General features: G+C 31.2%; 12 protein-coding genes. 2 read left to right on the forward strand and 10 right to left on the reverse strand.

From position 1 onward, the window contains the following. Positions 1 to 2 precede the first annotated feature (2 nt). Both NZ841_00085 and NZ841_00090 read right to left on the reverse strand, forming a co-directional pair. Complete coding sequence (locus NZ841_00085) at positions 3 to 530, reverse strand: HNH endonuclease (GenBank protein ID MCS7201174.1); 528 nt, start codon at positions 528 to 530, stop codon at positions 3 to 5. A gap of 29 nt (positions 531 to 559) precedes the next feature. Continuing rightward, positions 560 to 1939, reverse strand: a complete 1380-nt coding sequence (locus tag NZ841_00090; GenBank protein MCS7201175.1) for a sugar transferase — start codon at positions 1937 to 1939, stop codon at positions 560 to 562. A gap of 74 nt (positions 1940 to 2013) precedes the next feature. On the opposite strand from NZ841_00090, the gene NZ841_00095 reads away from it, so the two are divergent. Next, positions 2014 to 3030: a hypothetical protein gene (locus NZ841_00095; GenBank protein MCS7201176.1), complete on the forward strand. Its 1017-nt coding sequence runs from the start codon at positions 2014 to 2016 to the stop codon at positions 3028 to 3030. Between the two features lie 12 nt (positions 3031 to 3042). After that, a complete protein-coding gene (locus NZ841_00100; protein ID MCS7201177.1) occupies positions 3043 to 3768 on the forward strand; it encodes a hypothetical protein in 726 nt (241 codons plus the stop codon). A gap of 13 nt (positions 3769 to 3781) precedes the next feature. Here NZ841_00100 and NZ841_00105 read toward each other — a convergent pair whose 3' ends face one another. Genes NZ841_00105 through NZ841_00140 form a run of 8 tightly spaced genes read right to left on the reverse strand, consistent with a single transcriptional unit; the run spans position 3782 to position 14244 of the window. Continuing rightward, positions 3782 to 4726 (reverse strand): ROK family protein, encoded by a 945-nt coding sequence (locus NZ841_00105; protein MCS7201178.1) that lies wholly within the window; start codon positions 4724 to 4726, stop codon positions 3782 to 3784. Further along, entirely contained in the window at positions 4689 to 5177 is a 489-nt protein-coding gene (locus NZ841_00110) for an MGMT family protein (GenBank protein ID MCS7201179.1), read from the reverse strand. Before NZ841_00110 ends, NZ841_00105 begins: the two co-directional genes overlap by 38 nt. After that, on the reverse strand, positions 5174 to 8008 hold the full coding sequence (gene uvrA / locus NZ841_00115) for an excinuclease ABC subunit UvrA (protein ID MCS7201180.1): 2835 nt from the start codon (positions 8006 to 8008) through the stop codon (positions 5174 to 5176). The genes NZ841_00110 and uvrA overlap by 4 nt, the downstream gene beginning before the upstream one ends. Beyond that, positions 8005 to 9993 carry an excinuclease ABC subunit UvrB gene (gene uvrB / locus NZ841_00120; protein ID MCS7201181.1) on the reverse strand — a complete coding sequence of 663 codons (1989 nt, stop codon included), beginning with the start codon at positions 9991 to 9993 and terminating at the stop codon, positions 8005 to 8007. The genes uvrA and uvrB overlap by 4 nt, the downstream gene beginning before the upstream one ends. Before the next feature lie 12 nt (positions 9994 to 10005). Next, positions 10006 to 10611: a dephospho-CoA kinase gene (coaE, locus tag NZ841_00125; GenBank protein ID MCS7201182.1), complete on the reverse strand. Its 606-nt coding sequence runs from the start codon at positions 10609 to 10611 to the stop codon at positions 10006 to 10008. After that, positions 10612 to 13176 carry a DNA polymerase I gene (gene polA, locus NZ841_00130; GenBank protein ID MCS7201183.1) on the reverse strand — a complete coding sequence of 855 codons (2565 nt, stop codon included), beginning with the start codon at positions 13174 to 13176 and terminating at the stop codon, positions 10612 to 10614. It lies immediately after the preceding gene. A 2-nt stretch (positions 13177 to 13178) separates the two neighbouring features. Beyond that, positions 13179 to 13862 carry a DNA repair protein RadC gene (radC, locus tag NZ841_00135; protein MCS7201184.1) on the reverse strand — a complete coding sequence of 228 codons (684 nt, stop codon included), beginning with the start codon at positions 13860 to 13862 and terminating at the stop codon, positions 13179 to 13181. Next, positions 13846 to 14244: a DUF47 domain-containing protein gene (locus NZ841_00140; protein ID MCS7201185.1), complete on the reverse strand. Its 399-nt coding sequence runs from the start codon at positions 14242 to 14244 to the stop codon at positions 13846 to 13848. Before NZ841_00140 ends, radC begins: the two co-directional genes overlap by 17 nt. Between the last annotated feature and the right edge of the window lie 2 nt (positions 14245 to 14246).

Below are 14246 nucleotides of genomic sequence, written 5' to 3' on the forward strand. Positions count from 1 at the left end.
TTCTACTCCTCAGAGTTAACAAAGAAATATTTTCGCCATTCAATATTCTCTTCTCGTTCTAAATATCTTGTCAAATGAAAGTAAGGAATATATTTAGGTGGTTTTGGCTCTCTTATTAATTTCATTTTTGCCTCTTCCAACGTCTTATCTCCTTTCTTCTTATTACATTCTTTACAAGCACAAACTAAATTCTCCCATACCGATTTTCCCCCTAATCTCTTTGGTACAACATGATCAATAGTCATTTCTCCATCCCTTTTGCCACAATATTGACAAGTAAAATTATCTCTAATAAAAACTCCTTTTCTTGATAGTTTAAGTTCTAATCTAGGTCTTTTTACATAATATAAAAGTCTAATCACCGATGGAATAACAAAAAATACCGATGGAGAAGCAATAATCCCACTGTTTTCTTCTACTACTTCTGCCTTTTTTTGAACAAGAAGGGATATTGCCCTTTTTACTCCACAAACATCTAAAGGTTCATAATTACTATTTAATACTAAAACTTTACTACTTAAATCCTTCATAGCTTCAAATATGCATTTATTATATCATATCAATATGCTCCCTTTCTAAGAATAACCGATGGGATGGTTTTCAGTATGATTTGAAAATCTAATTTTATACTCCAATTTTGAATATAATATAAGTCCAATTGGACTCTTCTAGCATAATCTAAGTCACTTCTTCCACTCACTTGCCAAAGACCTGTAAGACCTGGCTTTACTCTCAAAATTTCATCTGCAAAGATTCCATATTTTTCTAACTCTTTTCTTACCACAGGTCTTGGTCCTACAATACTCATATCTCCCTTTAGAATATTAAAAAATTGAGGAATTTCATCTAAACTCCATTTTCTTAGAAATTTGCCAATTTTTGTTACCCTTGGATCATCTTTTAACTTAAAACTTTTTTCAAATTCTAACTTTAATTTAGGATTATTTTCTAGAATTTTGTCTGCATCCTTATACATTGTTCTAAATTTCCAAACGTATATATCTTTACCATATCTTCCCACCCTTTTATGTTTGAAAATAACAGGACCTTCGGAATCTAGTTTTATTAATAAAGATATTATAAACATAAGAGGCAAAAAGAAAATAAGTCCAATAGTAGCAATAATTATGTCTTCAATCTCTTTTAAATAACCCTGCCATCCCTCGAGATTAGAAGTTTTAATTCTTAAAATAGGAATACCACTAATTTCGTCAAATATAATCTGAGAGCCAAAAAGAAGATAAAGATCAGGAACTATTTTAACTGTAATTCCTTTTTTCCTAGATATCTCTATTAAACGAAAAATCTCCTCATCTTTTATAGGATGTGTTATTATAATTTCCTGGAAATTATAAAATTCTTCTAAGTTCTCTTTTAAATATGAAAGATCAGGAATATTTCTATATAATTTATATCCCACCCATGGATTTTTCTTCCAAAAATCTATAAGTGTGTTTGCTATTTCATTATTTCCAATTAAAAGAACTTTTGTTATACTTCTTTCTATTTTAAATAGTCCCCATCTTAAAAGTAAAAGAATAATTCTATTTAAGAAGATAAGAAAAAGAGCAGAAAAACCTGTGAGAATAAAAATTAATCTCGAGAAAGAAAAATCCCTATAAAAGAAGGAAAGAAAGGACAATATAAAAATAGAAAGAGCAACAGAAATAAATATGGGTCCAAAGGAAAAATAGTTTTTGGAATTATAGGCTTTATTCCAAATAAGAATAATTAGAGCCATTATTCCAAAAAAAATAGAAAGATAAAAATAATAAGGATAGAAAACAGGAAAATCAGACTCAGGAAGATAAAGTTCAGGAATTTTTATTAAAAAATTAAATCTTATATAATAAGCTAAAGGAACAGAAAGTATTAGACAGATAAAGTCTAATACAATTAAAACAAAAAGCCAAAATATCTCTCTTCTTATCTTTTCCATTTCTTCTTGCTTTATTTTCTTTTTTGGATTATAAAAGTAAAAAGAAATCATGTCAAAATTTTTGGAGGAAGGCTATGAGGAGATTAATATTATTATTTGTTTTGAGTTTCTTATTAATATCTAATACCTTCGCAAGTGAATGGGGAATTATGGAATTAAATACAGAAGTTTTTTCAAGCAAAGAGAAAACGTATCAGAAATATAATTTTCTATTAGAAAAGTGGTGGAGTGAAAATTTAGGAATCACTATTAATTTGGAGCATGAAGAATATTTTAAATATAGATTGGGATTACAAACTCCTTATTTAAGAAGTATTTATGGTTATTTTTATCCCAATCTAAATTCCTATTCAAAATATCTAAGATTTAAAGGACTCTTTTTAGGATTATATATCTTAAAAGATGAAATATATTTACTTACTGGAGAAAATATAGCGGATAATAAACCATTAAAAGCATTAGGATGGCAGAGATTATTTACTCCAAATAATATAGCTAATTTCTCTCTCTTATCTTATAAAGAAAGCTATAATTTAAACATTAATCTTCTACAAAAACATACACTTCCATTAGGAATTTGCTATACTTCTGAGGAATTATCTTTTCTCATTAAAGATTCACGAGTCTATATTAGTGGTTTAGTTCAAGGTGAGATAAGTATTGGAAATTTTTCTCTTAAGGGTTATGTTGGATCTAATCATTCTCAGAATTTTGATCTTTATGATATAAAACCTGGAGAATTTGGTGGAGAGATCTTTCTAAGAACCCCTTTTATTGTAAATATTTTCAGCAGAATTTCAGGAGGATATTTTCATAATTTCAGTAATGGAGTTGGAAGACTTAAATTAGGAGCTTCAATGGAGTGGAGTTTAAGAGATTATTTAAATTTAGAGTCCTTAACAACTTTTGAATATATCTTTAAAGAAGAAGGAGAATATAGCCTAAACCAAAAAATTCAATTGAATTTCCCTACTATGGAAGGAATCTTAGTGGGAAGTATTTATTGGACATATAATTTAGAGAAATTAAGCACAGGAGAAATAAAGAATGAAACTCAAACTTTTGGATTAAAATTATCTTATCAATTTTAGGAGGAATAAACTATGAAAAGAATTATTGGATTAATTTTAATATTTTCTTTGATATTGAGTTCCTCGATTTTTTCTCAGATTTCTGCAGAGTCCATATTAAAGGAAGTAGGAGACAAATGGGGCTCAGCTAAAGATATCCAGATGAAATTATCCATAACTCTCTATTCTTACTCCTCAAAAGGAGAATCCATACCTCAAAAAATGACTATGGAAATGTTTTACATAACTAATCCATTAATATTAAGAATTAATTTTTTAGAACCTGCCCTTTTCTCGGGTCAAATAATCTTAATAGACTCAGAAAAAAAGTTAATGAGAGTTTACATTCCTGCTACAAAACAAATCCTTGAAAGCGAATTTACTCAAACCTTAACATATACTTCAGGAATAAATCTACCCTTTATCTCAGGAAAAGAAGAAGACTTTAACTTAGAAGTAGCAGAGTTAATAGAAAAGAATGAAAAATTTTACAAAATTATAGGAAAACCCAATACACCAGAACTAAAAACTCAAATGTCATATTTTGAGCTTTATCTTAATAAAAGTGAACTAAAACCTATAAGACTAAAAATTTTTGACATATATAACAGATTATATATGGATATGCTATGGACAGAATTAAAAATAAATCAGAATCTATCCGCAACTAAATTAAGAACTCTACCTCAAGGTAAAATTATAAAACAAAAGGAACCCCAAAATATAACTCCCATTCCCTTTTTCTCTCCTGGAAAATAAAAGGAGCAAGAATTTATCTTGCTCCTATCTCACTTAAGATAAGAGCTAAAGCACCATATAGTCCTACATCTTCTCCTAATTGAGAGGATAATATTTCTACTTTATCTACTGGAACTAACTTTACTCTCTCTTTTACTACCCTTTTTACTGTCTCTAGCACTTCTTCTCCTGCTTTCATTATCCCTCCACCAAGAATTATCCTTTCTGGACTCAATATAGTTATAACATTTCCTATACCAATTCCAAGATATTCTAAAGCACTTTTCCAAATTCTTTCAGAAACCTTATCACCTTGAAGATATGCCTTTCTTACGAGCTCTGCAGAAATTCTTTCTTTTCTACTTAATTCTTTTAAAATAGTATCTTCATTATTTAGAATAGCCTCTTCTGCTCTTTTTGCAATAGCTATTCCTGATGCTAAAGCCTCAAGACAACCTTTGTTTCCACAATTACAAAGAGGACCATGAGGTAAAATAGTCTGATGTCCTATCTCTCCAGCACTATTTCTTTGTCCACGAAGAATTTTTCCATCAATAATAACTCCTCCGCCAATTCCCGTGCTCACAGTTATGTAAACTAAATTCTTAACTCCTCTACCCGCTCCAAAATAATATTCTCCTAAGCATGCAGTATTTGCATCATTATCTAAAAAAACAGGAATATTTAAGGCAGATTCTAAATCTCCCTTTAATGGAACATTGTCCCAACCTGGAAGATTAGGAGGGGAAAGGATAACTCCCTTCTCACTATCTAAAGGTCCCCCACATCCTATTCCAAGAGCCAAAGTATCACTTGTTTTAAGTTTTTTTAGATTTTCTATGATTTCTTCTAAAATTTTTCTGTATCCTCTTTCTGCATTTGTAGGAAATATTATTTTTTCCTCTAATTTTCCATCTCCCAAAAATCTTCCCAGAGCAATCTTAGTACCACCAATATCTAAGGCTAAGAATCTTTCCATTTTCTACCTCCTCTATTCCCTCTAATTTTAAGAGAAATTTCTTAAATTCTACTCCCAAAGAAAAATTTCCTAGTCTTCCATCACTTCTTATAACCCTATGACAAGGTATAATAATTAAGAAGGGATTTTTTGCTAATGCCTGTCCTACTGCTCTTGATCCATTATTGTATCCCAATTTTTCAGCTATTGCTTTATATGAAGTTATCTTACCAAAGGGAATTTCCCTTGCTAATTCATAAACCTTTTTACAAAAAGGAGAAACCATAGAAAAATCTAATGAAACTTTAGAAAAATCTACATTTTCTCCATGAAAATAAGAATCAAAAAGAGTATAAAAAGGGAAATTAATATTTATCTTCTTAGGATTCTTCTCCCAATAAATTCTCTTTATAATCTTTCCTTCATAATTTATAATCAAGTAACCATTATTTAAGGGATAAGTACCTATCATGCATATATCTTTCTCTCTAAGAATAAAATTTTTCTTAAAAACCGTCCTGTATGAGAATTAGGAATCTCTGCAATCTCTTCAGGAGTCCCTACAGCTACGATTTCTCCTCCTCTTTCTCCTCCTTCAGGACCTAAATCTATTATATAATCTGCAGTTTTAATAACTTCTAAATTATGTTCAATAACTAATACTGTATTGCCACTATCTACTAATCTATGAAGAAGATTTACAAGCTTCTCTACATCTGCAAAATGAAGTCCTGTGGTGGGCTCGTCCAATATATAAAAGGTTCTTCCTGTACTCTTTTTTGAAAGTTCTGCTGCTAACTTTATTCTTTGAGCCTCACCACCTGAAAGAGTAGTTGCAGGTTGTCCCAACTTTATGTACGAGAGCCCCACATCATATAGAGTTTGAAGTTTTCTTTTTATAGAAGGAAATTTATCAAAAAATTCCAATGCAGACTCTACACTCATATCTAAAACATCCGCAATATTTTTTCCTTTAAAGGTTATTTCCAAAGTTTCACTATTATATCTTTTTCCTTTACAGACTTCACAAGGAATATAAATATCAGGAAGAAAATGCATCTCAACCTTAACCATACCCTCACCATGACATGCCTCACATCTTCCACCCTTAACATTAAAGCTAAATCTTCCGGGCTTATATCCTCTTATTCTTGATTCAGGAAGTTCTGCAAATAACTCTCGAATATCTGTAAAAACTCCTGTATAAGTTGCGGGATTAGATCTTGGAGTTCTTCCTATGGGAGATTGATCAATTATAATAACTTTATCAATATACTCTGTCCCTAAAACCTCATCATAATTTTTACCCTTTATTTTCTTTCCATATATTGCCTTTTGAAGGGCAGGATATATTACCTCTTCTACCAATGTACTTTTTCCAGATCCAGAAACTCCTGTAAGACATACAAAGGTTCCTAAAGGTATTTTTACATTTATATTTTTAAGATTTCTTGCACGAGCTCCTTTTATTTCGAGCCAATTAGAATTTCCTTTTCTTCTTTCTTTAGGTATTGGGATTTTTCTATCTCCTCTTAAATATTGAGCAGTGATAGATGTAGGATGAGACAATACCTTTTCTAAAGATCCTGCAACAACTATTTCTCCTCCATGCTCTCCTGCTCCAGGTCCTATATCCACAATAAAATCCGCAGATCTTATAATCTCTTCATCATGCTCCACAACTAATATAGTATTTCCTAAATCTCTTAAATTTTTAAGATTCTCTATCAACCTCTTATTATCTCTAGGATGAAGTCCAATACTTGGTTCATCTAAAACATAAATAACTCCCACAAGACCAGAGCCAATTTGAGTAGCAAGTCTCACCCTTTGAGATTCTCCTCCTGATAAAGTATCTGCAGATCTATCTAAGGTTAAATAATCTACTCCCACTTCAATTAAAAATCTCACCCTTTGAAAGATTTCTTTTAAGATAGGTTCTGCAATGATTCTTTCTTTTTCAGAAAGTTCAAGATTTTTAAGAAAATCTTGAAGCTCTAAGAGGGTTAAACTACAAACCTCCGCAATATTCTTACCACCTACAGTAATTGCTAAAGACTCTTTCTTTAACCTTTTTCCTCCACATTCACTACATGGAGAAAATATCATAAATTTTTCAAAATAATCTCTTATTTCTTCGGATTCGGTCTCCTGATATCTTTTCATGAATATATTTATCAAGCCTTCAAAGGATCTGTATCCATAGATATCCCAATCAGGATATTCAACATGAATAGCAAAGGGAACACCATATAATAATGCATTTTTTTGCTTTTCCGAGAAAAATTTTAATGGGATATCCAAAGAAAAACCCAGTTTTTTACCCAAATTAGTAAGAAGAATCCTATAGTAGGGAGAAATATCCTTTCCCCAAGGAATTATTCCTCCTTCTAATATGGATTTCTCAAGATCAAGGATTAAATCGGGATCAAACTCCTTTTTACCACCAAGTCCTGAACAAGAAGGGCAAGCACCGTAGGGACTATTAAAGGAGAAAAGACGGGGAGTTATCTCTCCAAAACTAAATCCACATTGGGGACACGAAAAATTCTCACTAAATAGATGTTCCTTGGGTCCTTCTTCTGTTAACTCTTCTATTAATACCAATCCTTCACTCAGTTTAAGAGAAAGCTCAACAGCTTCAAAGAGTCTACTTCTTATATCAGGTTTTATTATCAAGCGATCAACAATAACAGAGATATCATGCTTTTTATTTTTATCAAGATCAATATCCTCATCCAAAGAATATACTTCATTATCTACTTTAACCCTTAAAAAACCTTGCTTTCTTAGATTTTCCCAGAGTTTTTTATATTCACCCTTTCTCCCTCTAACTACAGGAGATAAAACCTGTATTCTTCTTCCCTCAGGAAAGCTTAATATTTTATTTACAATTTGTTCCACCGTCTGAGCAGAGATCTCAATATTACAGTTAGGACAGTGAGGTTTTCCTATATTTGCAAAAAGAAGTCTTAAATAGTCATAAATTTCTGTCACAGTTCCCACTGTAGATCTTGGATTCTTAATAACTGTTTTTTGATCAATAGAAATAGCAGGAGAAAGTCCTTCTATAATATCCACATCTGGCTTATTTAATTGTCCTAAAAATTGTCTTGCATAAGTAGATAAGGATTCCACATATCTTCTTTGTCCTTCCGCATAAATAGTATCAAAGGCTAAGGAAGACTTTCCAGATCCACTAATTCCTGTAAATACTATTAGTTTGTTTCTCGGAAGATCTAAATTTATATTCTTAAGATTGTGTTCCCTTGCTCCTCTTATTTTAATATACTTCTCACTCATTTTAGGCTTTTTTTCTTAAGAATTTCTTTTAATTCCTTTATTTGATCCCTTAATTGAGCAGCTTTCTCAAAATCTAAATTTCCTGCAGCCTCATACATAGCCTTTTCTAATTCCAAGATCATTTCTTCAATCTCTTCTTTTTCGAGCTCCTTGGAAATCATCTTATAATCAACTTTATTTTCCATAAGTGCCTCTGCAAATTGAAATACCTCTTTCAAAGATTTTTTTATACTTTTTGGAACAATTCCATGGGTCTTGTTATATTCCATCTGAATTTTTCTTCTTCTTTCGGTCTCTGCTATAGCTTTCGCCATAGATTCTGTAATAGTATCCGCATACATTATTACTTTTCCATTTATATTTCTCGCAGCCCTTCCCATAATTTGAATAAGAGACCTTTCAGATCTTAAAAATCCCTCTCTATCCGCATCTAAGATAGCTATCAAAGATACCTCAGGAAGATCTAAACCTTCTCTTAACAAATTAATCCCCACAAGAACATCAAATTTTCCAGCTCTTAAATCTTGAAGAATTCCTGTTCTTTCTAAAGTTTCTATCTCTGAATGCAAATAAGTTACTTTCATTCCGAGATCCGAAAGATATTCTGCAAGATCCTCCGCAGTTCTTTTCGTTAACGTAGTTACTAAAACTCTCTCTCCCCTTTCTACCACTTCTTTAATTTGAGAAATTAAGTGTTCAATTTGTCCCTTTGTGGGATGAACCTCAATTTCTGGATCAAGAAGTCCTGTAGGTCTTATTAATTGCTCCACTACCTGTTCCGACACTGAAAACTCAAACTCTGCAGGAGTTGCAGATACAAAGATAACTTGATTTACTCTTTCTAGGAACTCCTCAAAGGTTAGTGGGCGATTATCATAGGCAGAAGGTAAACGAAATCCATATTCCACAAGATTAAATTTTCTTGATCTATCCCCATGATACATTCCCCTAAGCTGAGGAATTGTAAGATGAGATTCATCTATAAAGAGAAGATAGTCATCGGGGAAATAATCCAAAAGAGTGTATGGAGGTTCTCCAGGAAGTCTTCCATCAAAATGTCTTGAATAATTTTCTATTCCTTTACAATATCCAATTTCCTGCAAGAGTTCTAGATCATAAAGGGTTCTTGCTTCTAATCTTTTGGCTTCTAAAAATTTTCCTTGTCTTTTCAATTCTTCTAATCTTTCTTCCAACTCTTTTTTTATAGATTCTAAAGCTCTTTCCATCTTCTCAGGAGGAGCAACATAATGGGTTGCAGGATAAATCCAAACTTCTTTTAGATCTATTGTTCTTTTACCTGAAATAGGATCAAATTCTGATATCCTCTCTATATAATCTCCAAAATATTCTATTCTTATTGCAGTTTCAGATCCTATTGGAAAGATTTCTACTACGTCTCCTCTTACCCTAAATCTTCCTCGAATAAATTCGTAATCATTTCTTTGATATTGAAGTTTAACTAACCTTCTCAAGAGCTTATCCCTTGGAAATTCTTCTTCTAATCTTATTCTAAATACCATATGCTCATAATCTTCAGGAGAGCCAAGACCGTATATACAGGAAACACTAGCAACAACTATAACATCTCTTCTACTTAGAAGAGAACTTGTAGTGCTGTGTCTTAATCTATCTATTCTGTCGTTTATATCAGCATCCTTTTCTATGTATGTATCTGTCTGAGGTATGTATGCCTCAGGCTGATAATAGTCATAATAACTGACAAAATATTCTACTGCATTATAAGGAAAGAATTCCTTAAATTCACCATATAATTGGGCAGCTAAGGTTTTGTTAGGAGCAATAACTAATGTAGGTTTCTGAACATTAGCGATAATATTTGCCATAGTAAAAGTTTTTCCAGACCCTGTAACTCCTACTAAAGTCTGGAATTTATATCCTCTTTTTATTCCCTCGGTAAGTTTTTCTATAGCCTGAGGCTGATCTCCACAAGGTTTAAACTCCGATACCAATATAAATCTTGACATTTTTATCACCCTTTATCCATTCTTATTATAAACCATTCTTTTTATATAATAAAATCTTTCTTTTACCTGATTTATTGTATTTTCTATGCTCCCAGAGTTATCTATTATATAATGAGCTTTTTTTATTTTTTCTTCCATAGGCATCTGAGAATATATTCTTTCTATAGCTTCCTCATAAGAAATATTCTCTCTTTTTATCAATCTCTCAATTTGCTTCTCAAAGGGACAGTAAACTACCCATATCTCATCAAACCAATCTTCAATTCCTACCTCAAAAAGCAGAGGAACTTCAAAAGCCAGGATTCCTTTTTTTCCTTTATTTTTTTCTATTTCTTCTTTCATTATTTTAAGAACAGGAGGATGTAAAAGATTATTTAAAATTTTTCTCTTTTCTTCTGAAGAAAAAATAACCTTCCCAAGTTTTTTTCTATTTAAGATCTCGCCATCAAAAACTCCATCTCCAAAGATTTCTCTAATTTTATTAAGATAATAAGGTTGCAAGAGAAGAGAATGAACAATCTCATCTGCACTGATAACACAAACTCCAAGACTTTTTAATGTATTAACTACAAGACTCTTTCCTGAAGAAATTCCACCAGTAATTCCCAAAATAAACATCTATTTTAGTTCTGCCCAATTTTTCCCAATAGATAATTCCACTTTTAATGGGACAGAAAGACTAATAACATTTTCCATCTTTTCTTTTGCAATTTTTCCAATCAAATCTATTTCTTCCTCTGGAGCTTCCAATATTAGTTCATCGTGAATCTGCAAAAGAATTCTCGATTTTAGATTTCTTTTTTCTAATTCTTTATAAATTTCAATCATAGAAAGCTTAATAATATCAGCAGAAGTTCCTTGAATAGGAGAATTTATAGCAATTCTTTCAGAAAGTTGTCTTAATTGTCTATTAGCACTATTTATTTCAGGAAGATATCTTTTTCTTCCCAATAATGTCTTTACGTATCCCTTTTCCCTTGCAGTTTTTATGGATTCTTCAATATATTCCTTAACTTTTGGATAATGTTGAAAATATTTCTCTATGAACTTTTCACATTCTTCTATAGAAAGTCCTGTTGCTTCCGAAAGACCCTTAGGAGTAATGCCATAAATTATTCCAAAATTTACTGCCTTCGCCTTAGCTCTTAAATTATCGTCTATTTTATCCTCGGGAATTCCAAAAATTTCCGATGCGGTTCTTCTATGAATATCTTTATCTTCTAAAAAAGCTTTAATTAGTTTTTCTTCTCCAGATAGATGTGCAAGAATTCTCAATTCTATTTGAGAATAATCTAAGGAAATAAAATACCATCCCTCTTCGGGAATAAAAGCTCTTCTTATCTTCTTACCTTCTTCACTTCTTATGGGTATATTTTGAAGATTGGGTTCACTACTACTTAACCTTCCTGTAGATGTTCCTGTAGGATTAAAACTACTATGAAGTCTTTGGGTTTTCGGATTTATCAGGCTTGGAATAGAATCAACATAAGTGCTTTTTAGCTTATAAAATTCCCTATATTCTAGGACTTTTCTTACTATAGGATGATAATTAATAAGTTCTTGAAGCGTTTCTTGAGAGGTTGAATAACCTGTTTTTCCCTTTTTTCTCGTAGGAAGTTTTAATCTTTCGTATAAAACCTCAGAAAGTTGCTTTGGAGAATTTATGTTAAATTTTACCCCTGCTAGTTGATAAATTTCTTCTTCAATTTTCAATAATCTTTCTCCCCACTCCCTTGATAGCTCTTTAATATACGAAATATCTACTTTTATTCCAAATTTTTCCATAGAATAAAGAACAGGTATTAACGGAATTTCAATCTCCCAAAATATTTTTTCCAATTCCTCTTCTTGTAATCTTTTTTCTAATATTTCCTTTAAAGGGATGAGATATCCTGAAAAAGTTTGAGGAAGAACTTTTGTCTCCCCAAAATATTCAGCAATGAGTACAGGAAGAGAATGATTTTGTCTCTCGGGATTAAGAAGATAAGATGCAATACTAACATCAAAAATTTTACCTGATATTTTTAAAGGAAAAAGGGAAAGATCCTTTTGAATATAAGAACCAATTTTTTCTATATTTGAAGATGCAAAAATCCGTTCTAATGAATCTCTATATTTTTCTAAATCTAAACTAGAAAGATAATATCCCTCTTTCTCTTTAAAGGAAAAGGAAAGTCCGTCTAAACTTTTATCTCCTAAGAACTTAAAAGCAAAAACCCCCTCTTTTTCAATCATTTTTTCGAAATCATCAGGATCAGGAACAGAGGACAAAACAATAGGAGAAGTTTCCATATGTGGAAATATTTTTGCAATTAAACTTTTCATCTCAAATCTCTCTAAAAATCTTAATAATTCCTCCTTCTTCAGTTCATTTTCATCATAAGGCTTCAAAGTAATTTTTTTGGGCAAAATTTTCAAAGATACCAGTCTTATATTTCTTTCTAATATATCCCAGTTTTCTTCTATATTCTTTTTTATATCCTCATCAATATCTCTTAAACTAAATTTTAACGTTTCTAAAGAAGATACTTTTTCTAAAATTTTTACTGCTCTTTTTGGACCAATCCCTGGAATTCCTGGAATATTATCTGAATTATCTCCTACTAAAACCTTGAATAAGGGCAGTTTCCATGGTAAAACTCCAAATCTTTCTTTAACCTTAGATTCATCATATATATTAAACTCAGTTATTCCCCTCTGAGGATGAATAAGAAAGCAATTTTCTGAAACCAGTTGAAGAAGATCCAAATCTCCAGAAAGAATATATATCTTCTTATCTTTATTTTGACAGACTACGGTAGCAATTAAATCATCTGCTTCAAGACCAGGTTCCTCTAATATGGGGATATTTATAATTCTTAAAAATTCCTTTATCCAAGGAATTTGTCGTCTTAAATCATCACCCATGGTAGGTCTTTGAGCCTTATATTCTTTATAAATCTTATGCCTAAAGGTAGGTTGAGGAAGATCAAAGGCAGATACTAAGTAGTTTGGTTTAAATTCATCAATAGCATTGAGAAAAATTCTTATAAATCCATAAAGAGCATTGGTCATTTCCCCACTTTTAGTTTTAAGAGAAGGAAGGGCATAATATACCCTATAAATTATACTAGATGCATCAATAACAAGAACTTTTTCTTCTTTTCTCTCCTCAACTAACTCCCAAAAAGTCTTCTGTTCCATGATTAAATATAATTTTTTTCCTTTAAACTCAAAAATCTGTTATTTCCTATAATCAAATGATCTAAAACTTCTAACCCTATTATTTTTCCTGCTTCTATTATCCTTTTGGTAAATATTATATCTTCTTCACTGGGAGTAATATCACCAGAGGGATGATTATGAGCTAATATTATTTTCACAGCATTTTCTTGAAGAGCATATCTTAAAATTTCCCTTGGCTGAGCATAAACTACATTTAAATTCCCTTTTGCAATAAGTCTTTTACTTAAACAGTTATTTTTTGTGTTTAAATAGGCACAAAAAAGATGTTCCTCAAAGAGATTTAAAAAGTCTTCCTGAAAAAGTCTATATGCGGACTCAGGATTTTGAATACTTTCTTGAAAGAATTCCCTTTTATCTAATAAAATCCTTTTTCCCAGTTCAATACTTGCCTTAATTTGAATAGCTTTTGTAATACCAATCCCTGGATATTTTATCAACTCTCCAATCCCAATCTCTGAAAGCCTTTTTAAACTTCCAAATTCCGATAAAATATTTTGAGCAAGATCCAATACCGATAAATTCCTACTACCAGTCCTTAAAATTATAGCAAGAAGTTCAGAGTCAGATAAACTTTGTCCTCCATAATGAAGAAATCTTTCTCTTGGTTTTTCATTCTTTGGAAGATCCTTAAGCTTTTTCCCCATCTTCCGAAGGAGGAATCTTTTCTACATCCTCTGGTTCTAATTTTTCCTCTTCTGCTATTCTTTTAATTTCTTCTTTTTTATATTCAATATCTTTATTTAATTTATCAATTTTTCCAAAAAGTTCTAAAAAACTTTCTTTACTTATGTCCTTTCCTTCTTTATATAAATTATAAGCTCTTTCCCCAATATTTTTATAAACTTCCCTTATAGAACTTTCTAAACTCAAAATCTCTGCTTTTAATGCTCCAATTCTTGCTAACTTCCAAGATTCCTTACCCAAAGTCTTTGCTAAATCAACTATTGTTTCTCCCGCTTTTTTTGCAAAGGATCCAATTTGAGGTTTTAAATCCTCCCAAATCTTTTTCCATTTATCTTCTTTCATAT

This window comes from Dictyoglomus sp., assembly GCA_025060475.1.
Taxonomy (GTDB): Bacteria; Dictyoglomota; Dictyoglomia; order Dictyoglomales; family Dictyoglomaceae; genus NZ13-RE01.